General features: G+C 60.0%; 20 protein-coding genes. 8 read left to right on the top strand and 12 right to left on the bottom strand.

What is annotated here, in order from left to right; genetic code table 11:
- Positions 1-206 precede the first annotated feature (206 nt).
- From L901_RS02830 to L901_RS02820, 3 genes are all read left to right on the top strand, one after another.
- The gene (locus tag L901_RS02830) at positions 207-1,136 is read left to right on the top strand and encodes a sugar ABC transporter substrate-binding protein (RefSeq protein ID WP_003524584.1); all 930 of its coding nucleotides are present in this window, start codon (positions 207-209) and stop codon (positions 1,134-1,136) included.
- A 239-nt stretch (positions 1,137-1,375) separates the two neighbouring features.
- Positions 1,376-2,917: a sugar ABC transporter ATP-binding protein gene (locus L901_RS02825; RefSeq protein ID WP_059753249.1), complete on the top strand. Its 1,542-nt coding sequence runs from the start codon at positions 1,376-1,378 to the stop codon at positions 2,915-2,917.
- 32 nt (positions 2,918-2,949) lie between these two features.
- A complete protein-coding gene (locus tag L901_RS02820; RefSeq protein WP_059753246.1) occupies positions 2,950-3,981 on the top strand; it encodes an ABC transporter permease in 1,032 nt (343 codons plus the stop codon).
- A gap of 81 nt (positions 3,982-4,062) precedes the next feature.
- On the opposite strand, the gene L901_RS02815 is transcribed toward L901_RS02820, so the two are convergent.
- On the bottom strand, positions 4,063-4,818 hold the full coding sequence (locus L901_RS02815) for a gamma-glutamyl-gamma-aminobutyrate hydrolase family protein (RefSeq protein WP_003524581.1): 756 nt from the start codon (positions 4,816-4,818) through the stop codon (positions 4,063-4,065).
- Between the two features lie 304 nt (positions 4,819-5,122).
- On the opposite strand from L901_RS02815, the gene L901_RS02810 reads away from it, so the two are divergent.
- Positions 5,123-6,220: a TRAP transporter substrate-binding protein gene (locus L901_RS02810; RefSeq protein ID WP_003524575.1), complete on the top strand. Its 1,098-nt coding sequence runs from the start codon at positions 5,123-5,125 to the stop codon at positions 6,218-6,220.
- 388 nt (positions 6,221-6,608) lie between these two features.
- Here the strand turns inward: L901_RS02810 and L901_RS02805 are convergent, their stop codons facing one another.
- Together L901_RS02805 and L901_RS02800 are read right to left on the bottom strand one after the other, a co-directional pair.
- Positions 6,609-8,078: a TRAP transporter large permease subunit gene (locus L901_RS02805; RefSeq protein ID WP_003524574.1), complete on the bottom strand. Its 1,470-nt coding sequence runs from the start codon at positions 8,076-8,078 to the stop codon at positions 6,609-6,611.
- A 32-nt stretch (positions 8,079-8,110) separates the two neighbouring features.
- The gene (locus L901_RS02800) at positions 8,111-8,650 is read right to left on the bottom strand and encodes a TRAP transporter small permease subunit (protein ID WP_020813285.1); all 540 of its coding nucleotides are present in this window, start codon (positions 8,648-8,650) and stop codon (positions 8,111-8,113) included.
- A 415-nt stretch (positions 8,651-9,065) separates the two neighbouring features.
- On the opposite strand from L901_RS02800, the gene L901_RS02795 reads away from it, so the two are divergent.
- Together L901_RS02795 and L901_RS02790 are read left to right on the top strand one after the other, a co-directional pair.
- On the top strand, positions 9,066-9,290 hold the full coding sequence (locus L901_RS02795) for an aa3-type cytochrome c oxidase subunit IV (protein WP_003524572.1): 225 nt from the start codon (positions 9,066-9,068) through the stop codon (positions 9,288-9,290).
- A gap of 69 nt (positions 9,291-9,359) precedes the next feature.
- The gene (locus L901_RS02790; protein WP_183044120.1) at positions 9,360-9,893 is read left to right on the top strand and encodes a hypothetical protein; all 534 of its coding nucleotides are present in this window, start codon (positions 9,360-9,362) and stop codon (positions 9,891-9,893) included.
- Positions 9,894-9,909: 16 nt separating this feature from the next.
- On the opposite strand, the gene L901_RS02785 is transcribed toward L901_RS02790, so the two are convergent.
- Positions 9,910-11,163 (bottom strand): FAD-binding oxidoreductase, encoded by a 1,254-nt coding sequence (locus L901_RS02785; protein WP_059753241.1) that lies wholly within the window; start codon positions 11,161-11,163, stop codon positions 9,910-9,912.
- 319 nt (positions 11,164-11,482) lie between these two features.
- Between L901_RS02785 and L901_RS02780 the strand changes: the two genes are divergently transcribed.
- Positions 11,483-13,219 (top strand): PAS domain-containing methyl-accepting chemotaxis protein, encoded by a 1,737-nt coding sequence (locus tag L901_RS02780; RefSeq protein ID WP_059753239.1) that lies wholly within the window; start codon positions 11,483-11,485, stop codon positions 13,217-13,219.
- 83 nt (positions 13,220-13,302) lie between these two features.
- Here L901_RS02780 and L901_RS02775 read toward each other — a convergent pair whose 3' ends face one another.
- From L901_RS02775 to L901_RS02740, 8 genes are all read right to left on the bottom strand, one after another.
- Complete coding sequence (locus tag L901_RS02775) at positions 13,303-14,619, bottom strand: LLM class flavin-dependent oxidoreductase (protein ID WP_059753236.1); 1,317 nt, start codon at positions 14,617-14,619, stop codon at positions 13,303-13,305.
- Between the two features lie 18 nt (positions 14,620-14,637).
- Positions 14,638-15,984: an MmgE/PrpD family protein gene (locus tag L901_RS02770; RefSeq protein WP_059753234.1), complete on the bottom strand. Its 1,347-nt coding sequence runs from the start codon at positions 15,982-15,984 to the stop codon at positions 14,638-14,640.
- 4 nt (positions 15,985-15,988) lie between these two features.
- Positions 15,989-16,789 carry an amino acid ABC transporter ATP-binding protein gene (locus L901_RS02765; protein WP_020813292.1) on the bottom strand — a complete coding sequence of 267 codons (801 nt, stop codon included), beginning with the start codon at positions 16,787-16,789 and terminating at the stop codon, positions 15,989-15,991.
- Positions 16,790-16,801: 12 nt separating this feature from the next.
- Positions 16,802-17,584: an amino acid ABC transporter permease gene (locus L901_RS02760; RefSeq protein ID WP_059753232.1), complete on the bottom strand. Its 783-nt coding sequence runs from the start codon at positions 17,582-17,584 to the stop codon at positions 16,802-16,804.
- A complete protein-coding gene (locus L901_RS02755; RefSeq protein ID WP_003524557.1) occupies positions 17,581-18,324 on the bottom strand; it encodes an amino acid ABC transporter permease in 744 nt (247 codons plus the stop codon). The genes L901_RS02760 and L901_RS02755 overlap by 4 nt, the downstream gene beginning before the upstream one ends.
- Positions 18,325-18,519: 195 nt before the next feature.
- Positions 18,520-19,356 (bottom strand): transporter substrate-binding domain-containing protein, encoded by an 837-nt coding sequence (locus L901_RS02750; protein WP_059753229.1) that lies wholly within the window; start codon positions 19,354-19,356, stop codon positions 18,520-18,522.
- Between the two features lie 389 nt (positions 19,357-19,745).
- Entirely contained in the window at positions 19,746-22,034 is a 2,289-nt protein-coding gene (locus L901_RS02745; protein WP_020813293.1) for an NADP-dependent malic enzyme, read from the bottom strand.
- A 159-nt stretch (positions 22,035-22,193) separates the two neighbouring features.
- The gene (locus L901_RS02740) at positions 22,194-23,168 is read right to left on the bottom strand and encodes a LysR family transcriptional regulator (RefSeq protein ID WP_059753377.1); all 975 of its coding nucleotides are present in this window, start codon (positions 23,166-23,168) and stop codon (positions 22,194-22,196) included.
- Positions 23,169-23,493: 325 nt separating this feature from the next.
- Here L901_RS02740 and L901_RS02735 point away from each other — a divergent pair, with 325 nt between their 5' ends.
- Entirely contained in the window at positions 23,494-25,923 is a 2,430-nt protein-coding gene (locus L901_RS02735) for a glucose/quinate/shikimate family membrane-bound PQQ-dependent dehydrogenase (RefSeq protein WP_059753227.1), read from the top strand.
- The last annotated feature ends 323 nt before the right edge of the window (positions 25,924-26,246 follow it).

Raw genomic sequence — 26,246 nt, 5'->3', positions numbered from 1 at the left:
TCTCCCTCATCACCGCCTTGTGTGCCGCTTCGCCGCCCTGCCGTGAAGAAAGCATTGACGTTCGGACCAAAAATGGAATAAATATATCGAACGGACAGAAAATCGGTTTCATTATTCCGTTTTCTGTCTGTGAGGAGGTAGCGGCGGGCTCTCGGGTTCGCCTCCGGCTGGGAGAGGTGGCGCCGGACACCGAGGAGGAGAAAACAATGAAGAAATTTATCATCGGCGCAGCCATGTCTGTGCTTCTGGGCACGGCGGCGCATGCGGAGACCGTAGGCGTCTCGATGGCGCTGTTCGACGACAACTTCCTGACCGTGCTGCGCAACGGCATGCAGGATTATTCCAAGGAACTGAAGGGCGTGACCCTGCAGGTCGAGGACGCCCAGAACGACGTTGCCAAGCAGCAGAGCCAGATTCAGAATTTCATCGCGTCCAAGGTCGACGCGATTATCGTCAACCCGGTTGATACGGATGCGACGGCGGCCATGTCGAAGCTCGCCGCCGACGCCAAGATTCCGCTGGTTTACGTCAACCGCCAGCCGGTGAACGTCGATAGCCTGCCGGACGGCCAGGCATTCGTCGCCTCCGACGAGACGGTTGCCGGCACGCTTGAAGCGAAAGAAGTTTGCCGCCTTCTCGGTGGCAAGGGCAATGCGGTCATCATGATGGGTGAGCTTTCCAACCAGGCGGCACGCATGCGCACGCAGTCTGCCAAGGACGTTCTGAAGACCGACGAATGCAAGGGCATTTCGGTTGTTGAAGAGCAGACCGCGAACTGGCAGCGCACGCAGGGTTCCGACCTCGTCACCAACTGGCTTTCCAGCGGTATCGAATTCAATGCCGTCATCGCCAACAACGATGAAATGGCGATTGGCGCAATCCAGGCCCTGAAGGCCGCAGGCAAGGACATGAAAAGCTATGTCGTCGCCGGCGTTGACGCCACGCAGGACGCCCTTGCCGCGATGCAGGCGGGCGATCTGGATGTAACGGTGTTCCAGGATGCAGCAGGGCAGGGCAAGGGCGCTCTCGATGCTGCGCTGAAGCTCGTCAAGGGCGACAAGGTGGAGAAGAAGGTCTACATTCCTTTCCAGCTCGTCACGCCTGAAAACGTCAAGGACTACGTGGCCAAGAACTAACGGCCGCCTTCCGGCATCTGCGCCCGTTCAGATCGATATTGGAGGCAGATGCCGGTTTCCGACGGCGCCGAAGACAAGCTTCGGTGCGCGAGCGGAGTTCGATTGAATTTCAGTGAATTCAAAGTGTTGCAGCGCCTTTCATGTCGTGATCGACATGGCGCTGCAAGCCTCCCCGGAGGCAAGGTGCGCCGTCTGGCGAAGCCTGTTTCCGGTCATTTTTGTCTATTGTGGAGGATGAGATGGTCGTCAGTCCATCGACAATGGCTGCCGTGCGCGCCAGCGGAGCCGTGCCGAATGCGGAGTATCTTCTCGCTGCGGAAGGCATACGCAAGGAATTTCCCGGCGTCGTGGCGCTTGATGATGTGCAGTTCAAGCTGAAGCGCGGCACCGTGCATGCGCTGATGGGCGAGAATGGTGCTGGAAAATCGACGCTGATGAAGATCCTGGCCGGCATTTACCAGCCGGACAGTGGAGAAATTCGCCTGAAAGGCGCCGACATACGTCTCGATTCCCCGCTCGATGCGCTGGAAAACGGCATTGCCATGATCCATCAGGAACTGAACCTGATGGCTTATATGACGGTGGCGGAAAACATCTGGATACGCCGCGAGCCGAAGAACCGGCTGGGCCTCATCGACCATGGCGAAATGTATCGCCGCACCGAAACGCTGCTGGAAAGGCTCGGCATCGATCTTGACCCGGAAACCCGCGTCGGCGAGCTTTCGGTGGCAAGTCGCCAGATGGTCGAGATCGCCAAGGCGGTTTCCTATGATTCCGACGTTCTCATCATGGACGAGCCGACATCTGCGCTGACGGAGCGCGAGGTGGAGCATCTCTTCCGCATCATCCGCGATCTCCGGGAACGCGGTATCGGTATCGTCTACATCACCCACAAGATGAACGAGCTGTTCGAGATTGCCGATGAATTTTCGGTTTTCCGCGACGGTAAATATATCGGCACCCACGCCTCGACTGATGTAACGCGTGACGACATCATCCGCATGATGGTGGGTCGTGAAATCACCCAGATGTTTCCGAAGGAAGAGGTTCCGATCGGCGACGTGGTGCTTTCGGTCAAGAATCTCACGCTCGACGGCGTTTTCCACGACATTTCCTTCGAGGTGCGCGCCGGCGAAATTCTCGGCGTTGCCGGCCTTGTCGGATCGGGCCGCTCCAATGTGGCGGAAACGGTGTTCGGTGTAACGCCCGCATCCTCGGGCACGATTGCAATCGACGGCAAGCCGGTTTCGATCGACAGCCCGACGAAGGCCATCAGTCACCGCATGGCGTTTCTGACGGAGGATCGCAAGGATACGGGATGCCTGCTGATCCTGAATATTCTGGAGAACATGCAGATCGCCGTCCTGCAGGACAAATATGTCGCCAATGGCTTCGTGCAGGAAAATGCGCTGTCGGATGCCTGCGAGGAGATGTGCCGCAAGCTCCGGGTCAAGACGCCGCATCTTTACGAGCGCATCGAGAACCTGTCGGGCGGCAACCAGCAAAAGGTGCTGATAGGCCGCTGGATGCTGACCAAGCCACGTATTCTCATTCTGGATGAGCCGACACGCGGCATCGATGTCGGGGCCAAGGCGGAAATTCACAAGCTGGTTTGCGAGATGGCGCGCCAGGGCGTCGCCGTCATCATGATTTCCTCCGAAATGCCGGAGGTTCTGGGTATGAGCGACCGTGTCATGGTCATGCATGAAGGTCGGGTGACGGGCTTCCTCGATAGAAGTGAAGCCACGCAGGTTAAAGTGATGGATCTCGCATCGCGGTGAGGCGCGCCGGGATTTCTCGAGGAGGAATGATTATGAATACGAACGCCGCCGCCAACACAGAGTTGGACGCAAAATCCGGACGCAAGCCGCACCGGCACATCCCGCCGGAGGCCAATATCTTTTTCGTGCTGATCGGCATCGCGCTGGTTTATGAAATTCTCGGCTGGATTTTCATCGGCCAGAGCTTCCTGATGAACCAGCAGCGCCTGACGATCATGATCCTGCAGGTCTCGGTGATCGGCATCATCGCGGTTGGTGTCACGCAGGTCATCATCACTGGCGGTATCGATCTCTCTTCCGGTTCCGTCGTCGGCCTGACGGCGATGCTGTCCGCCAGCGTGGCGCAATCGTCCACATGGCCGCGGGCGCTTTACCCGGGGTTGACCGATCTGCCCTTCTTCATACCGCTCGCCGTCGGCATATTGGCTGGCGCCCTTGCGGGCTTCATCAACGGACAGCTCATCGCCCGCACCAAAATCCCGCCCTTCATCGCAACGCTTGGCATGATGGTGACGGCGCGTGGTCTTTCCAAGTGGTATACGAAGGGTCAGCCGATCTCCGGTCTGACGGACGGTTTCAACTTCATCGGCACGGGCATCTGGCCGGTCGTGGTGTTCCTCGTCGTTGCCGTCATCTTCCACGTGGCGCTGCGTTACACCCGCTACGGCAAGTTTACCTATGCCATCGGCGCCAACCAGCAGGCGGCACGCGTGTCCGGTATCAATATCGAGGCGCATCTGATCAAGGTCTATGCCATTGCTGGCCTGCTCGCCGGTCTCGCCGGTGTTGTCACCGCCGCCCGCGCCCAGACAGCACAGGCCGGCATGGGCGTGATGTATGAACTCGACGCCATCGCCGCAGCCGTTATCGGCGGCACATCGCTCGCCGGCGGTGCAGGCCGCATCACCGGAACGGTGATCGGCACCATCATCCTCGGTGTCATGACGTCTGGCTTCACCTTCCTCCGGGTGGACGCCTATTACCAGGAAATCGTCAAGGGCCTGATCATCGTGGCTGCGGTCGTTGCCGACGTCTACCGACAGAAGAAACGCGCAAAGCGCTAAATCCTCCTCCCAGACTTGGGGCAGGCCTTCAGGCTTGCCCCTTTTTTGTGTTCCTGTGAGCCGAGGGGGATCAGCTAAGGTTCATGCCTTGCTGTTCCGATAGTCGTGGACGGCCTTGCCGAAGGCTTCGAACAAAGCGCGCGACGGCGCGTCGGTTTCAGCCCAATATTCCGGATGCCATTGCACGCCGACGGCAAATCCCTTGGCGTCGATAACTGAAACGGCCTCGATGGTGCCGTCTGCCGCTGTCGCCTCCACCTGCAGGCGTGGCGCAGTTTCAGCAATCGCCTGCCGATGCAGCGAATTGATCTGGATTTCACCCGACATTCCGAGATGCTGTGCGATGCAGGAGCCTTCTCGCACATGCACCGGCTGGCGGATGGCGAAGGCCACGTCGCGGTCGTCATGTTCCGGCTTGCGATGGTCCCATATGCCGGGCTGTTCCTGAATTTCGGACGCAAGCGTACCGCCCAGCGCGACGTTCAGCTCCTGAATGCCGCGGCAGATGGCCAGCATCGGGATGCCGCGTTCGATGGCGCGGCGGATGAGCGGCAGGCTGGTGGCGTCGCGGGCCTGATCGAACGGGCCGTCGCTTTCCTGCGCCTCTTTTCCGTAAAGGGAGGGATGCACATTGGTGGCGGAGCCGGACACGAGCAGGCCGTCTACCCGGTCAAGAATGGCGTCGACCTCGTTTCCGTCCTCGAAGGCCGGAACGATGAAGGACATGACACCAGCCACCTTCAGCGCGGCGGAAACATACTGGTTCTGCGCGGCGTGCCAGTCGGCTCCGGTGAAATGCCGGATGTCGGCGGGAACGGCGATAATGGGTTTTGGCATGGTGGCTCCGGGACGAATCTTCGAAATTTGTGCGACTGCCGGCTGGCCAAGTCAAGCACGCGTTTTGCGTTATGACGATCCTTTATGCGCCTAAAGTATAAGGCGATGCCGGGATATTTCAGTTGAAAATAAAATACGAAGCAGAGTTTCCAAAAATTCCCGGAAAGGCCGGTTTTTCCGCGATTAATTCTTGGTGCGGGTGCTTGTCAGCCGGGCCGTAACCGTGCTTACTTTGCTGCGATGCCTGAACAGCAACGAGGGGAATTCAAAGCTGCGGGCAGCGTTCATATCTGGGAGGATATAGATGGATCGCCGTTCCTTTATGAAAAAAGGTGCGCTCGCGGGAGCTGCCACGGCAGCGCTGGCCGCGCCCGCCATTGCACAGCAGAATACCAAGATCAACTGGCGCCTGACGTCGTCGTTTCCGAAATCGCTCGACACGATTTATGGGGGCGCGGAAGATATTGCCAAGCATGTCGCCGCCGCAACCGACGGCAATTTCACCATCCAGCCCTTTGCCGCCGGTGAAATCGTGCCCGGCCTGCAGGCAGCCGATGCCGTATCGTCCGGCACGGTGGAAATGTGCCACACCTGCTCCTATTATTACGTCGGCAAGGATCCGACCTTCGCCATCGGCACGGCCATACCTTTCGGCCTCAATGCCCGCCTCACGAACTCATGGTTCTATGAAGGCAACGGCAACAAGCTGCTCAACGAATTTTACGCCAAGCACAATCTCTACGGCATGATTTCGGGCAATACCGGCGCGCAGATGGGCGGCTGGTTCCGCAAGGAAATCAATACCGTCGACGATTTCAAGGGTGTGAAGATGCGCATCGCCGGTCTGGCCGGCAAGGTGGTGGAAAAGCTCGGCGTGGTGCCGCAGCAGATCGCCGGCGGCGATATCTATCCGGCGCTGGAAAAAGGCACCATCGACGCGGCGGAATGGGTCGGCCCTTACGACGACCACAAGCTCGGCTTCCAGAAGGTGGCGAAATATTACTATTATCCCGCTTTCTGGGAAGGTGGCCCGGTCATCCATTCCTTCGTCAATCTGGAGAAGTGGAACAGCCTGCCGAAAAACTACCAGACGGCGCTGCAGGACGCCTGCGCCTTCGCCAACACCAGCATGATGGCGAAATACGACGCGAAAAACCCGATCGCCATCAAGCAGCTCGTCTCTGAAGGTGCGGTGCTCAGGCCGTTCAGCCAGGAAATCCTCGAGGCCTGCTACAAGGCCGCGCTGGAAGTCTATGCCAATATTTCGGCCTCCAATCCGGACTTCAAGAAGATCTACGAAGATCAAGTCGCCTTCAAGCGCGAAGGTTATCTGTGGATGCAGCTTGCGGAATACACGTTCGATACTTTCATGATGATCCAGCAGCGTAACGGCAAGCTCTAATTATTCGGTGACGGCGGACCGAGCAAAGGCCCTGGGGATTTCGGTCCCCGGGGTTTTTGTTGTGCGGACATGCCTTCACGCATCCGACAACAAAGGATGATTTACGATCAATTCCGTTGTGGGCAAAAGCAGCAGGCTCCGGGACCAGCCGGAGTGTCGGCGGGGATTGGCCACGCCGACCTCGGCAAAGGCCTTGCTCTCAACTGTGGAGGTGATGCGATGTGGAAACCGCTGAGCATTACGCTTTGGTTTAGGAAGAACCGGACGGGCTGGTCTGTCTCCGTCCGGTTCAATTTTCTAAGCAGATAAGCAAACGGAAGACGGGTGTGCACTCCCGTCTTCCACTCCGCAACTATAAGCGTTTCGCCCAGTCCTTACAAGACGCCGATCAGGGTCCGATCTTCGGGGGCTCGCCAAGATTCGGCATGCCCGGCAATCCACCCGGCTGGCCGAAATTGGGCATGGTGTTGCCACCCTGATTGCCGAAGGCGGGCACTTCGATCTTGATGGAGTTCAGATCGACCTCGGGCGCCTTGTCCAACCAGTAGGTGACGGATTCCGGCCAGAAGATCACGATGGCGACGAGGATGAGCTGCATGCCGAGCCATGGGATGGCGCCCATGTAGATATCCGATGTCTTGACCGTGCGCGGCGCGATGGAGCGCAGGTAGAACAGCGCAAATCCGAAGGGCGGATGCATGAAGCTCGTCTGCATGTTGATGCAGATCAGAACGCCGAACCAGATGAGGTCGATGCCGAGCGACTGGGCGATCGGCGCCAGCATCGGAATGACGATGAAGGCGATTTCGAAGAAATCGAGGAAGAAGGCGAGGAAGAAGATGAAGATGTTGACGAAGATCAGGAAGCCGATGGGGCCGCCCGGAATGCCCGACAGCATATGCTCGATCCAGAGCGAACCGTCCATGCCCTGAAAGACGAGGGAGAAGCAGGTGGCGCCGACCAGAATGAACACCACCATCGAGGTGATATGCATGGTGGAATGCATGCCCTGCTTGATGAGGTCCCAGGTGAGGCGGCGGTGCGCGGCGGCCAGCGCCATGGCGCCCACGACGCCGAGCGCACCGGCTTCGGTGGGTGTTGCAAGGCCGAGGAAGATGGTGCCGAGCACGAGGAAGATCAGCACGATAGAGGGGATCATGCCTGCCAGCACGCGGAACACCAGCGCCCGGTTGAGTTCTCCCCGCGCTTCCGGCGGCAGCGCCGGCAGGTCCTTCGGCCGCACGACCGACATGAACAGGATGAAGAGCATGAAGATGGCGACCTGCAGGATTGAGGGGCCGATGGCGCCCAGATACATGTCGCCGACGGATTTGCCGAGCTGGTCGGCAAGCACGATCAGCACCAGCGAAGGCGGGATGACCTGCGTGATCGTTCCCGATGCGGCGATGACGCCGGTGGCAAGCCGAGGATTATAACCATATTTCAGCATGATCGGCAGCGAGATGACGCCCATGGTGATGACCGAGGCGGCAACGGTGCCGGTAATCGCGCCAAGGATCGCGCCGACGATGATGACGGCATAAGCGAGACCGCCCGGAATGGCGCCGAACAGTTTGCCCGTCCCTTCAAGCAGATCCTCCGCAAGCCCGCATCGCTCGAGGATCGCGCCCATGAAGGTGAAGAAGGGGATGGCCAGCAGAAGGTCGTTCGAGACGATGCCGAAGATGCGCAGCGGCAGGGCCTGAAGAAAGGCCGGCGAAAAATGCTCCGTGAAGATGCCGATGACGCCGAAAACGAGACCGACGGTGGCGAGCGAGAAAGCAACCGGAAATCCGTAAAGCATGAAGATGATCATGCCGAGGAACATCAGTGGCGGAAGAATACCATATTCGAACATGGGAAATATCCTGAAGGTTCAGATCGGTGCGATCATTGCAGGGGTTTTTCGTACTTCGTATCGAGCGCATAAAGCCCGTTGAGGGCGCCTATGCGCTTGATGAGTTCGGAAAAACCCTGAAGAACCAGAAGGGCGAAACCGGCGAAGATGATGAATTTCACCGGCCAGCGGATGAGGCCGCCGGCATTGGAGGACATTTCGCTTTGATGCCAGGATAGCGTGAACATGGGCCAGGAAAGCCAGGCGAGGTAAAAGCAGCCGGGAAGCAGGAACAGCACGATGCCGATAATGTCCACCCAGATGCGGCTGCGCGGTGAAATCGCACCATAAATGATGTCCACTCGCACATGTTCATTCATGCGCAGCGTGTAGGATGCGCCGATCAGCACGATGAAAGCGAACATGTACCACTGGATTTCCAGCCAGCCGTTTGAACTGTAGTTCAGGGCGTAACGGACCATGGCATTGCCGGCGCTGACGAGGCAGCAGATGAGCACGAGATAACCGGCAACCTTGCCCAGAGCTTCGCTTGCAAGGTCTATCAGCGCACTTAGTTTTAAAAGCGATTTCATAACTTTCCCCTCTTCCCTTTTCGGGCCCTTTGCGGGTTTATGGCGGAGAGTAAAGCCCGGCGCCCCTGCTGCGGCCACGCCTCCACGTGCTTCCGCTGCCGCAGGCTCCAGAGTTCCTCCCCACAGAATCCCGTGTATGGTCAGGCGGTTCGAAAAGCAACCAAAACCACCATGAAACAGCTTGGCGGATCGTCCTTTTCAACCGTTTGCGAAAGAATGTTGCCCTATGACATGTTTTGCCCGGTTGAGCGGCAACGATGCATGCCGCTGCCGCTCTTTCACTGAGAACGCATTGCGCTTTTCGGCGACTTCATGTTACCTCTGGCTACGGAGAATCCGGCATGGGCCCGTGATCGTTCGCGGGCAGATTTTCCCGCACGACGGGCATGACGGATGGAGCACAAGGGGAAGCGGAATGAGCGAACACCACACGGGTCCTGTCGAAGTCGGCGCCGAGATGAACTATGCCGAGCACGAAAAGACCTATAACGGTTTTCTGGCCTTGACGAAGTACGGCACCATGATGCTGTGCGTGCTGATGCTGGCCATGGTCGCGGGTTTCTTCACCACCGCCGGCTTCCTTGGTGGCCTGGTCGTCTTCGTCGTGCTGTCGGCTGCGGGTTTCTTCCTGCTGCGCTGAACGATCCCGTTCATGAGCGGTTCCCGTTGCGGGGACCGGGCGATGCCGGATAACCGGAAAGGCCAAGCCATGAAGCGTCTGCTGTATTCTCTGTTTCTGCTGGTGGCGGTTGCGTATCCCGCTTTGTCACGCGATCTTTCACCTGCCGAGCAGGATAGTCTTCGCACGCAGATAGAGCGATTTCAGACGGCTTTGAGCGCACAGGATTTCGATGTCGTCGGCAAGACGGTGCCTCCGAAAATCTTTGAATTCATCGCAGGCGAAGCGGGTATTACCGTGGAGCAATTGCGCGGCGCTTTGACCGCGCAGATGCAGATGGCGCTCGCGGCGGTGAAGATAACCGAGTTCACCATGGATACGCAGGCGATCAGCCTTGCGCAAACGTCTGATGGAACGCCCTATGCGCTCATTCCGACCAGGACGGTGATGGAAACCGGCGGCCAGACGATTGAGGCGAAATCCCACACGCTGGCGCTGATGGACGGTGCGGACTGGTATTTGCTGCGGGTAAGCGATCAACAGCAGGTCACCATCCTGCGCAAGGTCTATCCGTCCTTTGCCGAAGTGGTGTTTCCCGACGATTCCATGCAGCCGGTGAAATAGCGCCGTCTTCCTGAACTCAGGAAAAACGTCCCGGCCGGAAAGGATCGACCGAGATTTCCGTCTCCTCACTGCTGGCCAGTTGCGTCACCAGACGGGCGGTTGCTGCCGATTGTGTCAGCCCCAGATGGCCATGGCCGAAGGCATAGATGACGGACGGCGTGGCGCGTGCCGTGCCGATGACGGGAAGACAGTCCGGCATGGACGGGCGGAACCCCATCCATTGTTTCCCGCCTTCCAGTTTGAGGCCGGGCAGGAAGCGTCCTGCTTTCTTCAGCATGGCTTCCGCACGGCGGAAATTCGGTTTCAGTTCCAGCCCGCCGAGTTCGACCGCGCCGCCAATGCGGATGCCCGTCGATAGCGGAGTGACGACGAAGCCATGGTCGTTGAAATAAAGCTGGCGCGTCAGGTTGAAAGCCTCGGGGGAAAGCGTGGTGTTGTAACCACGTTCGGTTTCCAGCGGCACGATGTTGCCAAGCGTCGCGGCAAGTTTTCTCGACCAGGCGCCGCAGGCGATCACCACTTTGTCGGCATCGATCTTGTCGCCATTTTCCAGCGTCACGATCGTACTTTCGCCGACGGCGTCGATGCGTTCGGCCTCGCCTTTGCGCAGGCTGGCGCCGCGGGCGATTACCAGATCGAAAATGGCGCGGGTGAAATCGTAAGGGTCGGAGACCTGCAGGCCATCCGGCGAAAACACGGCATGGCGGAACTGGGGCGCGAGACCCGGCTGCAGTTCCTCGATTTCAGGGCGGCCGACGCGCTGAAAGGTGAAGCCTGCGCTTTCCTTTTCGTCCCAGTCCCTGCGGGCAGCATTGAGACTTGCCTCGCTGTCATAAAGATCGAGCGTGCCGGTTTTCGAAACGAGATGCGAAAGTTCCGGCATCGCCGCGACATGGGCCATTTCCATGGCAGCCAGCCGGTTGATGTCGGTGAGTGACTTCAGCCCATGGCGAAAATTACGCTCGGCGCTCGCGCGCCAGAAACGCCACAGCCAGGGTGCGATCTTTGCCGCATAGGCGGGCGGCACACTGAGCGGGCCGAGCGGATCGAACAGCCAGCGCGGTGCTTTTTTCATAATGCCGGGAGCCGGAATGGGGATGATTTCGGGGAAGGCCAGAATGCCGGCATTGCCGGAACTCGCGCCCCGGGCAACCTCGCCGCGCTCCAGCAGCACCACCTCACGTCCGGCATTCTGCAGATAAAGCGCCGCCATGGAACCGATAATGCCGGTGCCGATCATCAGCACATCGCATTTCAGGGTTTTGGTCATCGGCGCTCCTGCAACACAAATCTTTCAACCCCGCCATAACAATGAATGCCGCCCCGATGAAAGGCCGTATCGTGTTGCCGGCGCAGAAATATCAGCACTGTGGCAAATAAGCGGTCCGAAATAGACAAGGCGAATATATTCGCGATGAAGCATATCGGCAGTCGATTGAGGCTCCGGATCAATAGTTATAGTTCATTATTAATCGCAATTTAACGGTGTCCGGCTAGTTTCGCGTGCAGGCGGGCCGACCGTTTTTCATCTCTATATTTCGAGGGTGAAGCAGGTCTGCATATGGATTACTGTTTGAGGGTTCAAAAAGATGTCTCACTTTTCCAAACTCGGTCTGGATGCTTCCGCGGTGCTTGATGCGCTGAGCCGCTCACAGGCCATCATCGAGTTCGATCTGACCGGCAAGATTTTGAAAGCGAACGATAATTTCTGCAAGGCCGTCGGCTATCAGCAGTCTGAAATCGTTGGGCGTACCCACAGCATGTTCCTGTCTCCCGAAGATGCGGCCTCGCCTGAATACAAGAGCTTCTGGGCAAAGCTGTCGCGTGGCGAATACGATCAGGGTCAGTATCGACGTCGGGCCAAGAATGGCGATGAAATCTGGATCGAAGCTTCCTACAATCCGGTGTTCCGTTTCGGTAAACCCTACAAGGTGGTCAAGATTGCAACCGACATCACCTCGATCAAGCGCAAGAGCGCCGAGGATGACGGGAAACTGGCGGCGCTCTCCCGCGCGCAGGCCATGATTGAATTTACGCCTGACGGAAAAATCCTCAGCGCCAACGAAAATTTCCTCTCGACGCTTGGTTACACGGCGGAAGACATCATCGGCAAACATCATTCGATGTTCTGCGAGCCGGCCTATGCCCAGTCCCAGGACTATCGGGATTTCTGGAAGGAACTCGGAAAGGGCCACTTCTCGACGGGGCAGTTCATGCGCCTTGGCAAGGATGGCAAACGCGTCTTCATTCAGGCCTCCTATAATCCGATCATCGATGATCGGGGCCGCGTCTTCAAGGTGGTGAAATTCGCTTTCGATGTGACGGACCGGATGCATGCGGTCGAGGAACTTGGTGCTGCGCTCGAGCGGCTTTCTCAATGCAATATCCGTATTACGCTGGACAAACCCTTCGTCGGCGAGTTCGAACGGCTGCGTTGCGATTTCAATAAATCCATCGCTGAATTCCAGAAGACGCTGGAAAACGTTCTCGGGCAGACCGGAGACCTGACCCGCAGCAGCCAGGAAGTCAGCGAAGCCTCCGTCAATCTCGCCGAACGTTCGCGTGAGCAGGCGGTGGCGCTTGAGGAGACTTCGGCAGCACTCGAAGAAATCACCGCGACGGTCCGTTCGTCGACAGAAAACATGAAAGAGACGCGCAAGCTCGTTCAAAGCGCGCGGACATCCACCGTGGCCTCCACCGAGGTCGTGGAGCGGACCGTCGATGCCATGCAGCGTATCGAGACCGCCTCGCGGGAAATCAGCCAGATCATCGGTGTGATCGACGAAATCGCCTTCCAGACGAACCTGCTGGCGCTGAATGCTGGCGTGGAAGCCGCACGTGCGGGCGAAGCGGGCAAGGGTTTTGCGGTGGTGGCGCAGGAAGTGCGCGAGCTGGCGCAGCGTTCCGCTAATGCCGCGAAGGAAATCAAGGCGCTGATCAACAATTCCGGCACCGAGGTTCTGGAAGGCGTCAGGCTGGTGGGCGAAACCGGCGAAGCGCTGAAGCAGATCGACGCGCTGGTCAGGCACATTGACGGCAATGTCGACATGATCGCCAAGGCGGCGGACGAGCAGGCCGTCGGCATCAGCGAGATCAACAAGGCGGTCAACCGGCTCGACCGGATGACCCAGGAGAATGCGGCGATGAGCGCCCGTACCACGGTGATCAGCACGACGCTGGCGCAGGGTGCGGATGCGCTGGCGCAGCTTGTCAGCCTGTTCAAGCTGAACCGCCGTACGGTGCAGCGGGAAGACGGATCGTCCACCCGCTCGGATACTCCGAATACCACCCGGCGCGACCAGACGTCGGCACGGGCGGCCGCGTAAAGGAGCGGGCTCAGGCCCGCTTCAGCTTGAAAATGAGGTTCGGTGGATGCGGATGCTTTTGAACGGGCATCCGCATGGCTTTGTCACCGCAGCGCCGGTCGTTCGATACCGAGATGGTCGCGCAGCGTCGAGCCTTCGTAGTCCTTGCGGAACAGGCCGCGCTCCTGCAGCAGCGGCACGACCTCGCGATTGAATTCCTCCAGCCCGCCGGGGAAGAAGGGCGGCATGACGTTGAAGCCGTCGGCCGCACCGTTTTCGAACCATTCCTGCATCCGGTCCGCCACATCCTTGGCCGTGCCCATGACGATATGGTGGCCGCGGCCGGCGGCGACGCGCAGCGCCAGCTCCCGGATCGTCAGCTTTTCGCGGCGCGCCAGTTCGGTCAGAAGTTCGGCGCGGCTACGCAGCTGGTCGGAAATCGGCAGGTCCGGCAGCGGGCCATCGAGATCGTAATCAGTGAGGTTGTGGCCGATGCGTTCTTCAAGCAGCGGCATGGCGCTCTTGATGTCCGTCCAACGGTTCAGTTCCTTCAGCTTTTCGCCAGCCTCTTCGAAGCTCCTGCCGATGATCGGCATGAAACCGGGCATCACGGCGACGCTGGCCGGGTCGCGGCCGAACTTCTCCACGCGTGCCTTGAGGCTGGTATAGAAGGCCTGCGCTTCGGAAATCGCCTGCTGGGCGGTGAATACGATGTCGGCGGTGCGGGCGGCGAGATCCTGCCCCGGCCCGGAAGAGCCGGCCTGGATGAGAACCGGGTGGCCCTGCGGCGAACGCGGAATATTGAGCGGTCCCTTGACCGTGAAATATTTGCCCTCGTGGTTGAGGATATGGACCTTTTCCGGATCGACATAACGGCCCGCCTGCTTGTCCTTGACGAAGGCGTCGTCATCCCAGCTGTCCCACAGGCCGCGAACGACATTCACATATTCTTCCGCCACCGCATAACGTTCGTCATGCTCAGGATGGTCCTTGGAAAAATTCGCCGCCGTGCGGGCATAGGAGGTGGTGACGATGTTCCACGCCGCGCGGCCGTGGCTCAGATGATCGATGGACGCGAAGGCGCGGGCGGTGTGGTAAGGCTCGCCATAGGTGGTGGAGGCGGTGGCGGCCAGCCCGATCTTGTCGGTGACCATGGCCAATGCGGCAAGCAGGGTCAGCGGCTCGAAACGCGCGATCATCGAGGGATGGGCGTCAACGCCGCTGGTCAAGCCATCGGCGAGGAATACCATGTCGAATTTCGCCGCTTCGGCCATTTTCGTAACACGGGTGAGCAGATCGAAATTTTCGCTGCCGGCTTCGGCATCGGGGTGACGCCAGCCGGAAACGTGGTGCCCGGCGCCCTGCAGGAAAAGGCCGAGATGCATCTGTCTTTTGCGTGTCGTGGTGGTCATGGGGATCATGCCTTCATGTCGGTCGAGTTATATTTGCGATACCAGGAGCGTTTCGAGCTTCCTGAGGTCGGTTGCAGTCTTCATGGACCGCACCAGTGCCGGAATGCCGGCGAATTTTTCATTGCCGCCGGTCGCATCGGCAAATTTTTCGGTCGGGTCATCGATGCCAGGAAGGCCGTCGACACGGCGCGACAGCACCGTGCCGTCCTTCTTCGTCACGTCGATGACCACGAACCGGGTGGTCGGATCGGGCGAGAGGCGGCGGGCGGTCTCATCATGCCGGCGCGAGACTTTTGCCGAAAGGGCAAGCAGATCGGCGCGCGTTGGGCACTCATCGAAATGACCGATACCGAGCGCTCCATCCGTCAGCGCTGCGGCAAAGACATATTCTGCGCTGAAGCGTGCATCGATGCCGGTCGTGGGCGTGGCGGGCCCAACGAGGGCGGCATCGCCGCCGGGCGGGAAGGTGATGGTGACCGTTTCGATCTCGTCCGGCGTCAGATCATTGCTGTTGCGCAGCGCCAGCGCGCCGACGGCGACGGGATGGCTGGCGGTGCAGCAGGGAAAGGCCTTGAGGGTGAGGCCGGGCGAGACGATCTGCCAGGGTGCGCCCCAGCCGGAGAGAACACGTTTCGGCTGCTCGGCGCCGAAGGCGTAGGCGGAATAAAAACCGATGGGGTTTTCCAGAAAATCCGGCGCGCCCTGAAAGCCCGATCGCGCCAGCCGCGCGGCGGTAAGGCCGGCGCGCGTGGCGAGCCCGGCATGCAGCGGCTTGGCGTCATAGCCGAATTGCAGGCGAAGCCCTGCCGATTGCGTGGCTGCAAGGCCGAGCGCAACGGCCGTGGTCTGCGGATCGAATTTCAGGAGATGGGCAATCGCTGCCGCGGCACCGATGGGGCCGAGAGTGGCGGTGGCGTGGAAGCCGTTTTCGTAATGTTTGGTGCCGAGCGAGAGGCCGAGACGCGCCATGGTTTCCAGCCCGACGATATAGGCGGCGGTGAAGGCATCGGCCGTGGAGCCCTCTTCGACCGCGATGGCCAGCAAAGCGGGAATGATGGCGACAGTCGGGTGGCCGCGCACGCTGCCGTGGACATCGTCATAATCAAGCACATGCCCGGCGTGACCGTTGATGAGGGCGGCGGTAAAGGCATTCGTGCGCAGATCGTGGCCGATAATGCCCGCCGTGCCTGACGTGCCGGGTGTAAAGCTGTCGATCAGGATTTTCGTGCTTCTGTCGGCAGCGCCGCCCAGCACGCAGGCAAAAAAGTCGATCAGCGCCGTGCGGGCGATGGCCACCGCCTCCTCGTCACGCAGGGGATCGGAGGCGGCAATCGCTTCGGCGAGATGAAGGGTGAGCTTTTCATCGGCGGTCATGGCATCAGATCCCTTCGCCGTCATTGACCCGCGCCACCTGCCCGCCGAGCCCCTTGACGAAGGCGTTGATGCGCGGATTGGTCGACTTGTAGAAGATGTGCTCCGGCGTGCCCTGATCGACGATCAGGCCGTTTTCGGTGAAGACGATATTATCGCTGATTTCTTCGGCAAAACGCATTTCGTGCGTGACGAGAATGCTGGTCATCCCATCATTGACGAGATCGCGGATGACGGCGAGCACTTCGCCCACGGTTTCCGGGTCGAGCGCGGAGGTGACCTCATCGAACAGCACCAGTTCCGGCCGCATGGCAAGCGCGCGCGCAATCGCCACGCGCTGCTGCTGGCCGCCGGAAAGCTGGCCGGGATAGGCATCGACCTTTTGGGAAAGACGCACTTTTTCCAGCAATTCGCGGGCATGGCGCTCGGCTTCCGCCTTCGGCGTGCCGAGAATCTTGATCGGCGCGATGGTGATGTTTTCCATCACCGTCAGATGCGGGAAGAGGTTGAACTGCTGGAACACGATGCCGATGCGCTTGCGCAGCGCAATGCGCTCAGCCTCGGTCTTCAGCTGGTCCACCCGCGTGCCACCAACGGTGATCTTGCCCGATTGCGGGATGAGCAGGCCGTTGATGCAGCGCAGGATGGTGGACTTGCCGGAGCCGGAAGGGCCGATGATGGAGACGGCGTCGCCCTTGTTCACCGTAAGGTCGATGCCCTTCAGGACCTGATTGTCACCAAAGGACAGGTGTATGCCTTCCAGTTCGACCAGAGCTTTTGCGGCGGTTTGTGGTGCGGGTGCGGACATGGCTTGTTCCAATCAGCGGGAAGCGAAGCGCCGCTCGAGGCGCTGCGTGAAACGGGAGACGGGATAGCAGAACAGGAAGAACGCCATCAGAACGGTGAGGTAGACCACGACGGTGAAATCGTTGCGCTGCACGGCGGTGCTGGCGTCTGTCGCGGCGTGCAGAAGTTCATGAACGCCGACCAGCGAGGCGAGCGCCGTACCCATGGTGATCGACGCGTAAAGGTTCATCCATGGCGGCAGCGAGCGCTTCACGCATTGTGGCAGGATGATCCAGCGCAGTGTCTGGTTGCGCGAAAAACCGAGGCCCTGCGCCGCTTCCCATTGTGCCGTCGGAATGGACTGGATGGCGCCGCGGGTGATTTCGGCGATATGGGCGCTGGCCGGAATGGCGAGACCGACGACGGCCTTGATCCAGTCCGGGAAGGGAATGTAGTTGCCGAAGGCGACGATCTCGAAGGGGAAGATGTAGGTCGCGGCAAAGATCAGCACCAGATGCGGGGCGTTGCGGAATATCTGCACATAGGTGAGCGCCGGCGCCCGCACGAGGCGGTAGGGCGCAAGCTCCATGATGCCGAGCAGGACGCCGATGAAGGTGCCGATGGCGATCGCAAGGATGCTGATCAGCACATTCATTGCAAAACCCTTGGCCAGATAGGGCAGCCATTGCAGCAGCACCTGACCGAGCGAGGGATCGAGGATCAGCCACAGAATGACTGATATCAGCACGCCGAGGAGCAGAATGGTGCCGAAGGGCGGCTTTTTTACCGCCTGTGTTGGAGAGACCACCGCACTCATTGACCGAACCCCGGGACTGCAAGACGCCGTTCAAGCCACAGACCGGCCCTTGCGACGATGAAATTGATGACGCTGAAGAAGATCAGGATGACGATCATCAGCTCGACCACATTGTCGCGCTGCGTCCAGATCAGGATCGAGGCATAGGTGATTTCACCCACCGCAATTGCCGAGCCGACCGTGGTGAGCTTCACCAGATTGACGAGGTTGTTGATGATGGAGGGCAGCGCCGTGCGGATGGCCAGCGGAAACTCCACATAACGTAAAATCTCGAAGGAGCTGAAACCGATTGCACGCGCCGCCTCGATGGTGGTGGCCGGCACCGCCTCGATACCGCCGCGCAACGCTTCCGCATGGAAAGCGGCAATGTGCAGGCCGGTGATGGCGACCACCCAGAAAAAGGGTGTCAGCGGATTGTTCTGCGCGCCGCCCAGCGCATTGGAAATCAGCATGTTGAGCACGAGGAAACCGCACATCAGCTGCACCAGCGTCGGCGTGTTGCGCGTCAGTTCCACATAGGCGCGCACGGGGCCGGCGAGCCAGACCTTGCCCGATGTCAGCATGGCCGCGAAAATGAAGCCGAAGACGAGGCTGAGCGGCAAAGTGACGGCGACGAGGATCAGCGTCATCTTCATGCCGTCGAGCCAGATCTGAACCTCATAACCGCTGTTCAGAAAATCATAGTTGAGGCCGAGATGCGCGGCCAGTTCTATGAAGCGCGCTGTAAATCCATCCTGCATCGGAAATCCATGCTGTTGTCGCGGGTGCGCCGCCCTGCAGGTGGCGCCAGAATGACCTGTCTTGCTTTAAAGCAGAAAAGAACGGCGGGCGAAACCGGCCGTTCCTGATGGTCATAGGAAATCACTCCGCCTGTTCGGCATTATCCTCACCCTGCGGTGAGGACAGGCAAGGAACGGAGAGACCCTGCGCCTGTCTTATTGCGCCGAAAGCTTCTTCTGCTGCTCTTCCATATAGCCGATGCTCGGCAGACGGTTGGCCTTGGCGAATTCGAGCATCTTGCCGGAGGCGTGCAGTTCCTTGACGATCTTGTCGAGAGCGGCCTGCGTGTCGCTTTCGCCCTTGCGCAGCCAGATCACGGAATCCGACGGGATGAGGTCGGTGGGGATGAGGATGCCATAATCCTTCCACTCATCGGCGCGGTCCTGAAGCATCAGGCTCAGCGTGCCGTTGACGTGAACGGAGACGTCGCAATTGCCGCCCTTGAGTGCAAGCAGCGATTCCGGCTGGCTCGGCAGCGCCTTTACCTGCGCGCCATATTGCTCGATCAGCGGCTGGGTGTAGTTCGAGCCTTGCGAAACGCAGGCGATCTTGCCCTTCAGGTCCGACCAGTCCTTGATGCCACTGTCCTTACGGCCGATGGCGGCGCCGCCCTGACGGTCGTAGGGGGTCGGTACGTAATCGAGCGTTTTGGCGCGCTCTTCCGTGTACTGCATATTGGCGATCAGAATATCGACCTTGCCCTGCTGCAGGAACTGCACGCGGTTGGGCGGGGTCACGGTTTCGGTGACCAGCTCGACACCGAGGCCGGCGGCCAGCGCCTTCGCGACGTCGATGTTGAGACCCTTCTGCTCCTGCGTCTTCGGATCGATAAAGCCGAAGGGCGCGCCGGAGAGGATGACACCGACGGTGAGCTTGCCGCGACCCTTGATGCGGTCGAGCGTTGCATCCGCGTGAGCGGCGGTGGCCATCGAAGCGATGAAAACGGTTCCGGCAATGAGTTTTGCGGCAAATTTGGAGAAAGAGAGGGCCATGGGTATTTCCTTTTGATTGTAGGTGGAAACTACATGAGGCACCCGCCAAGAGCGAGAATTGGCATTGCGTGAAAAATAGTATGAATAAAATCCGGTTCCAATAAATCTTTCAGGAAGAAAAATTATCCTAATAATTTGGAATCGTAGAATCCTGTTCTTTGTCCGCTTCCCCAGAGGGAGCGGGAGAGCAAATCTGGCGCAGCACACGGCCCGTGTTGCCTATGGAAAGCGAGCGATTGCCGTTTTCGCCTTCTCCCCGCCGGGGAGAAGGTCGCGGCAGCGGGATGAGGGGGCAAGCTCTCGGTTTATCGCTAACGTCGCCCCCTCATCTGACCCTTCGGGCCATCTTCTCCCCGGCGGGGAGAAGAAACCGGCCGCACGCTCTGTTCTTATCGTCCGGCGTTATAGGCCGCAATTGCCGCCATATTGACGATATCGCTGTCCTTCGCGCCCATCGAGGTGATCTGCACCGATTTGTCGAGGCCGACGAGAAGCGGGCCGATGACGGTCGCGCCGCCGAGTTCCTGCAGCATCTTGGTGGAGATGGAGGCGGAATGAATGGCGGGCATGACCAGTACATTGGCCGGGCCGGAAAGCCGGGCGAAGGGATATTGGCTCTGCATGCGGTGATGGTTCAGCGCCACATCGGCCGACATTTCGCCGTCGACCTCGAAATTGACGTTGCGCCTGTCGAGGATTTTCACCGCCTCACGCACCTTGTCGGAGCGTTCGCCGGTCGGCTGGCCGAAGGTGGAATAGGCGAGCATGGCAACGCGCGGTTCGTAACCGAAACGGCGGGCAAGGTGGGCTGCCTCTTCGGCGATATCGGCAAGATCTTCCGCATTCGGCATGTCGTGCACGGCGGTATCGGCCACGAAGACGGTGCGGTTGCGCGAGACGACCAGCGAAACGCCGATGACGCGATGGCCGGGCTTGGTGTTGATGCAGCGGCGGATATCCTCCAGCGCCGTGGAGTAGTTGCGGGTAACACCGGTGACCACGGCATCCGCATCGCCCATAGCCACCATGCAGGCGGCGAAATGGTTGCGGTCGTTGTGGACCAGACGCTGCACGTCGCGCAGCAGGAAACCGCCGCGCTGCAGACGCGCATAAAGATAATCGACATAGGCATCGACGCGGCTGGAAAGGCGGGCGTTGGTGATCTCGATATTGGCGCGATCGAGATCGATGCCCGCGCGTTCCGCATTGGCTTTGATGATATCATCACGGCCGAGCAGGATGGCGGTGCCGAGGCCCTGCGCGGTGAAGGAAATCGCCGCGCGCATAACCTGTTCTTCTTCGGCTTCCGCAAAAACGACCCGCTTCGGCGAGCGGCGCACCCGCTCGTAAAGGCGCTGCGTGGTGGAAGCCATCGGGTCGCGGCGGGCGGAAAGCTCGCGGGCATAGGCGTCGAGATCGGGCAGTTCGCGGCGGGCGACGCCGGTCTCGATGGCTGCTTTCGCCACGGCCACCGGAATGGCCGAGATCAGGCGCGGATCGAAGGGAACCGGAATGATATATTGCGATCCGAAGCGCGGGCGGTTGCCCTGATAGGCGGCGGCCACATCGTCAGGCACATCCTCGCGGGCAAGATCGGCGAGCGCCTGTGCCGCCGCGATCTTCATCGCGTCGTTGATCTGGCTGGCGCGAACATCGAGAGCACCGCGGAAGATATAGGGGAAGCCGAGAACGTTGTTGACCTGGTTCGGGTAGTCCGAACGCCCGGTCGCCATGATGGCGTCGTCGCGGATGCGCGACACTTCTTCCGGCGTAATTTCCGGGTCCGGATTGGCCATGGCGAAGATAATCGGCTTCGGCGCCATGGAGCGGATCATCTCTTCGCTGAAGGCTCCCTTCTGGGAGAGGCCGAACACCACATCAGCGCCCTTCATGGCTTCCGCCAGCGTGCGGTTGTTGGTTTTCACCGCGTGCGCGGATTTCCACTGGTTCATGCCTTCGGTACGGCCCTGATAGATCACGCCCTTGGTATCGCAGAGCGTGATGTTTTCAGGGTTGAACCCCATGGCCTTGATGAGGTCCATACAGGCGATTGCCGCGGCACCCGCACCGTTGCAGACGAGCTTCGTCGTCTTGAAGTCGCGGCCCGTCAGCTCGATGGCGTTGATGAGGCCGGCGGCGGCGATGATGGCGGTGCCGTGCTGGTCGTCATGGAAAACGGGAATGTCCATCAGCTCGCGCAGGCGGCTTTCGATGATGAAACATTCCGGCGCCTTGATGTCTTCCAGATTGATGCCGCCGAAGGAGGGGCCGAGGTAGCGCACGCAATTGATGAACTCATCGGCGTCTTCGGTATCGACCTCGAGATCGATGGAATCGACATCGGCGAACCGCTTGAAAAGGACCGACTTGCCTTCCATCACTGGCTTGGAGGCGAGCGCGCCGAGATTGCCGAGACCGAGGATGGCGGTGCCGTTGGAGATGACCGCAACCATGTTGCCACGCGTGGTATAGTCGTAAGCGGTCGCCGGATTTTCGGCGATGGCTTTCACCGGCACGGCCACGCCCGGCGAATAGGCGAGCGACAGGTCCCGCTGCGTCGCCATCGGTTTGGTCGGGGTAATTTCCAGTTTCCCCGGTCGGCCTTCCGCGTGGAAATCCAGGGCTTCCTGATCCGTAACCGATGTTCTGGTGCTGGCGGGTTTCGTCGTGTCGGACATGGGCTGAGCGTGCTTTCGTGTCGATAACAGTGTAAAAATATCCGCCGTTGTTATTGTATTTTTCGCGCCCCTGCCAAGCCTTGAATGTTGTTCAGTGCAGCAAATTTAAGCGTGATGAAATTTGCGGCCGATTCAATCGATTAATTCCCGTGCTTCGCATCAGAGGCTCGGACGATAGGCCTGGCGGGCCATGTTCACGAAGGCTTCGACATGCAGGGCGAGGGCGCCGCGCCTGACGACCAGCACACAATCGGACCATGCATCGGCGCTTTCCAGCGGCAAGCCGACAATGCCCCGTGCGGAGCGCACCGTAGTTTCCGGCAGGATGGAAATGCCCGCGCCGGCCTCCACGAGCGCAAGGATCGTATTGACGTTGGCGATGCGCATGCCGATTTCCGGCGCGCAGCCGGCATCCTCGAAAAGCGAAAGTGCGCTGCTGCTGAGGCCAAGGCCGATCTCGTCAACCGGCAGCAGCAGTTTTTCCCGCACGATATCGTTGACCGAAATCCGGGAGCGGCCGGCGAGTGCGTGACGTTCCGGCAGGGCGACGCAAAGCCTCGAGCGATCGAAGGGCATGGCCCGCAGGGTCTGCGGTAGCGAGGGGAGAGGAGCGCGGATGAAGGCGACGTCGGTCTTGCGTGTCGCCACCTGCTCGATCAGCTGTTCCATCGTCATGCCGGGCAGCAGTTCCAGCGTCACATCCCTGTGTTCATCGCCGTAACGGGTGATCAGCGCCGGAAGTTTGCGCTCGGCCATGACACTGGTGCCGTAACCGATGCGCAGCGTGCCGAGCTGGCCGCGCCTGATCTGCTGCGCCTTTTCCAGCGCGCCCTTGGTACGGGCGAGGATTTCTTCCGCCTCGATGAGCATAGACTGACCGGCCGGGGTGAGTTCGACACCGCGATTGATGCGGTGAAAGAGCTTGAAGCCCAGATTTTCCTCCAGTTGGCGGATACGCTGGGTCACGGCGGGCTGGGCGATGCCGAGCTGCAGGGCGGCGGCGCGAAAGTTTCGGGCCCTTGCGGCTTCCACGAATATTGTGAGTTGGCGAATATCCATCGGCGGACAGGTCTTTGTGTTGAGGGGCTTGATGTGGTATAAGTACAGCTTATCAAAATTGCCCATCTTGCGCATTGTCATCTTGTCGCAGGCGACGTTATACCGCAGCCAGTGTTCCGGTCGTCTTTGCCGCTTGTGCGGGGTTTGGCGATGCGGACCGGGGAGGATTTGTTCAAGCACCTTGTCCGCCGTCCATGGGGCCGGCGGTTACCTGCAGTGAATGGGTCAAAATGACAGTCACGACGGAAGTCTTCCCCACCATTGTTCCCCGTTCAGCCGCGCCGCCTCTGGCGCAACTTCGTCTGGCCGCAGTGGCGGCGGACTGTCCGGGTTTTGCCGGACACTGAACGATCATTGGGCTTCAGCCTTCTAGGCGGCTCTTCCAAACGGACATTCTTTCATGGGTAATCCAGCAACTTCATTATCGTTCCCAGCCAGATTATGGCTGTTGGTACTCGGTGCGGTCATCGTTGCCGCAGGCCTGTTTTTCGCCATTGGCGGCGGCCAGCTCGTGGCCCTCGGTGGCAGCCTTTATTTCATCGCGGCGGGTATCGCGCTGATCGTTTCCGGCCTGCTCATCCTGCTGCGCAAGCCTGCCGGCGCGCTTCTCTTCGGCCTCGTCTTCGTTCTCACCGGCGTCTGGGCGGTGTGGGAAGCCGGGTTGCACTTCTGGCCGCTCATTTCCCGTCTTCTGGCGATGGGTGTCGGCGCCACGGTCGTTGCGCTCTCCTATCCGCTCTTGCGCCGCGCGGCCGGCAAGGCCCCGGCATATGGCTCTTCTTTCGCTATCGCCGCCATTCTCGCCATCGCTTCCGGTGCCGGTTTTGCCGGCATGTTCGTGCCGCATCCGACCGTCGCCTTCAATGGCGAGGCGGCCGCGCTGACGCCGGTAACCCCGGAAACGGAGCAGAAGAACTGGGAGCATTACGGCAATACATCCGGCGGCAGCCGCTTTGTCGCGCTTGACGAGATCACCCGTGACAATGTCAGGAACCTTGAAGTCGCCTGGACCTATCACACCGGCGACACCCCCATCAGCCCCGGCGCGAATGGTGCGGAAGATCAGGAAACGCCGCTGCAGGTTGGCGACACCGTTTTCCTTTGCACGCCGCACAACAATGTCATCGCCCTCGATGCCGATACCGGCGCCGAGAAGTGGAAGACGGAAATCAACGCGAAATCCTCCGTCTGGATGCGTTGCCGCGGCCTTGCCTATTTCGATGCGAAGGCGCCGCTGAAGCAGCCGACCGCACCCGGCGCAACACCTGTCACGCCGGCGGTGGTGGCTGAGGGCGCGCTTTGCCAGCGCCGCATTCTGATGAACACCATCAATGCCGAATTGATCGCGCTCGATGCAGACACTGGCGCGTTTTGCCCGGATTTCGGCACCAATGGCCGCGTCGATCTGAAGATCGGCCTCGGAAACGCGCCGGACCCGCAATATGTTCTGACCTCGGCTCCCACTCTTGCCGGCACCACCGTCGTTGTCGGCGGCCGTATCGCCGACAACGTGCAGGTGGACATGCCCGGTGGCGTGATGCGCGGTTTCGATGTGGTGACCGGCGCGCTCCGTTGGGCCTTCGATCCCGGCAACCCGGAGATCACCGGACTGCCGCCCGAAGGGCAGACCTACACACGCTCCACACCCAACGTCTGGGCATCCATGTCCTACGATCCGGAGCTGAACACCGTCTTCATGCCGGTCGGCAGCCCTTCGGTGGATTTGTACGGCGCGACGCGCACGCCGCTCGACCATAAATATGGTGCTTCGATGCTGGCGCTCGATGCCACCACCGGTCGGGAAAAGTGGGTCTATCAGACGGTTCATAACGACCTCTGGGATTTCGACGTGCCGATGCAGCCAAGCTTCATCGATTTCCCGAAAGCGGATGGAACGACTGTTCCGGCACTGGTTTTCGGCACCAAGGCGGCGCAGATCTATGTCCTCGACCGGGCGACCGGCCAGCCGCTGACCAAGGTGGAAGAGGTTCCCGTCAAGCCTGCCAATATTCCGAACGAGCCTTATTCTCCAACACAGCCGCGCTCGGTCGGCATGCCTGAGATCGGCGCGCAGACCCTGACGGAAGCGGACATGTGGGGTGCTACCCCATTTGACCAGCTTCTTTGCCGTATCGCCTTCAAGGGCATGCGCTACGAAGGGCTTTATACGGCGCCGGGTACGGACCTCTCCCTGTCATTCCCGGGCTCGCTCGGCGGCATGAACTGGGGCGGGCTTTCGACGGACCCGACGACGAACACCATTTTCGTCAATGACATGCGTCTCGGCCTCTGGATTCAGATGAAGGAAGCCGCGCCCAGCAAGGCGACGGCAAGCGGCGGCGAAAGCGTCAATACCGGCATGGGCCTCGTGCCGATGAAGGGCACGCCCTATGCCGTCGACAAGAACCGTTTCCTTTCGGCTCTCGGCATTCCCTGCCAGGCTCCGCCCTATGGCACGATGACGGCCATCGACATGAATACCCAGAAAATCAAGTGGCAGGTGCCTGTTGGCACCGTTGAGGATACGGGTCCGCTCGGCATCAAGATGGGCCTGCCCATCCCGATCGGTATGCCGACGCTCGGCGGCACGCTTGCCACGCAGGGCGGTCTCGTCTTCATCGCCGGCACGCAGGATTATTATCTGCGCGCCTTCGATACGGCGACCGGCAGGGAAGTCTGGAAGGCCCGCCTTCCTGTCGGAAGCCAGGGTGGCCCGATGAGCTACAAGTCTCCGAAGACAGGCAAGCAATATGTGGTCATCTCGGCCGGCGGTGCACGCCAGTCGCCTGATCGCGGCGACTATGTGATCGCCTATGCGCTGCCGGATTGATCTGGACGGTTCATCGTTTTGAAAAGGAGCCCCGGGGCATGGTCCCGGGGCTTTTTCTTTGCCTTTGGTCGGTTTGAGCGGCCATTCCGTGCGGAACCTCGCATTCCCTCTTGCGTTAGGAAAACGGGCCTGCCGGCAAATGCCCCCACCGTTCACCAAGCTTTCACAAGGCGAATTTATGAGCTTGCGCTTATCCGCCCGTGAACCGATGATGGCGGTATTTCGAAATATGTATATTGTCCGGCGCGCCGGGAAATTTTTAGAGTTGGAAAGGTTTTGTTGTGCAGGAACACTCTCGAAAGATCACGCCGGTTCTTCTTGCC

This window comes from Agrobacterium sp. D14, assembly GCF_001526505.1.
GTDB classification, from domain to species: Bacteria; Pseudomonadota; Alphaproteobacteria; order Rhizobiales; family Rhizobiaceae; genus Agrobacterium; species Agrobacterium leguminum.
The sequence above is the reverse complement of the archived record's forward strand: the minus strand, read 5'-3'. Positions and strand labels throughout refer to the sequence as shown.

Coding starts and splice junctions, on each gene's coding strand:
- L901_RS02745 (WP_020813293.1), bottom strand. CDS start 22,034: ATGTCCGACACGACGAAACCCGCCAGCACCAGAACATCGGTTACGGAT.
- L901_RS02750 (WP_059753229.1), bottom strand. CDS start 19,356: ATGGCCCTCTCTTTCTCCAAATTTGCCGCAAAACTCATTGCCGGAACC.
- L901_RS02740 (WP_059753377.1), bottom strand. CDS start 23,168: ATGCGCAAGATGGGCAATTTTGATAAGCTGTACTTATACCACATCAAG.
- L901_RS02780 (WP_059753239.1), top strand. CDS start 11,483: ATGTCTCACTTTTCCAAACTCGGTCTGGATGCTTCCGCGGTGCTTGAT.
- L901_RS02800 (WP_020813285.1), bottom strand. CDS start 8,650: ATGAAATCGCTTTTAAAACTAAGTGCGCTGATAGACCTTGCAAGCGAA.
- L901_RS02795 (WP_003524572.1), top strand. CDS start 9,066: ATGAGCGAACACCACACGGGTCCTGTCGAAGTCGGCGCCGAGATGAAC.
- L901_RS02735 (WP_059753227.1), top strand. CDS start 23,494: ATGGGTAATCCAGCAACTTCATTATCGTTCCCAGCCAGATTATGGCTG.
- L901_RS02805 (WP_003524574.1), bottom strand. CDS start 8,078: ATGTTCGAATATGGTATTCTTCCGCCACTGATGTTCCTCGGCATGATC.
- L901_RS02765 (WP_020813292.1), bottom strand. CDS start 16,789: ATGTCCGCACCCGCACCACAAACCGCCGCAAAAGCTCTGGTCGAACTG.
- L901_RS02810 (WP_003524575.1), top strand. CDS start 5,123: ATGGATCGCCGTTCCTTTATGAAAAAAGGTGCGCTCGCGGGAGCTGCC.
- L901_RS02770 (WP_059753234.1), bottom strand. CDS start 15,984: ATGACCGCCGATGAAAAGCTCACCCTTCATCTCGCCGAAGCGATTGCC.
- L901_RS02785 (WP_059753241.1), bottom strand. CDS start 11,163: ATGACCAAAACCCTGAAATGCGATGTGCTGATGATCGGCACCGGCATT.
- L901_RS02830 (WP_003524584.1), top strand. CDS start 207: ATGAAGAAATTTATCATCGGCGCAGCCATGTCTGTGCTTCTGGGCACG.
- L901_RS02825 (WP_059753249.1), top strand. CDS start 1,376: ATGGTCGTCAGTCCATCGACAATGGCTGCCGTGCGCGCCAGCGGAGCC.
- L901_RS02755 (WP_003524557.1), bottom strand. CDS start 18,324: ATGCAGGATGGATTTACAGCGCGCTTCATAGAACTGGCCGCGCATCTC.
- L901_RS02815 (WP_003524581.1), bottom strand. CDS start 4,818: ATGCCAAAACCCATTATCGCCGTTCCCGCCGACATCCGGCATTTCACC.
- L901_RS02820 (WP_059753246.1), top strand. CDS start 2,950: ATGAATACGAACGCCGCCGCCAACACAGAGTTGGACGCAAAATCCGGA.
- L901_RS02790 (WP_183044120.1), top strand. CDS start 9,360: ATGAAGCGTCTGCTGTATTCTCTGTTTCTGCTGGTGGCGGTTGCGTAT.
- L901_RS02760 (WP_059753232.1), bottom strand. CDS start 17,584: ATGAGTGCGGTGGTCTCTCCAACACAGGCGGTAAAAAAGCCGCCCTTC.
- L901_RS02775 (WP_059753236.1), bottom strand. CDS start 14,619: ATGATCCCCATGACCACCACGACACGCAAAAGACAGATGCATCTCGGC.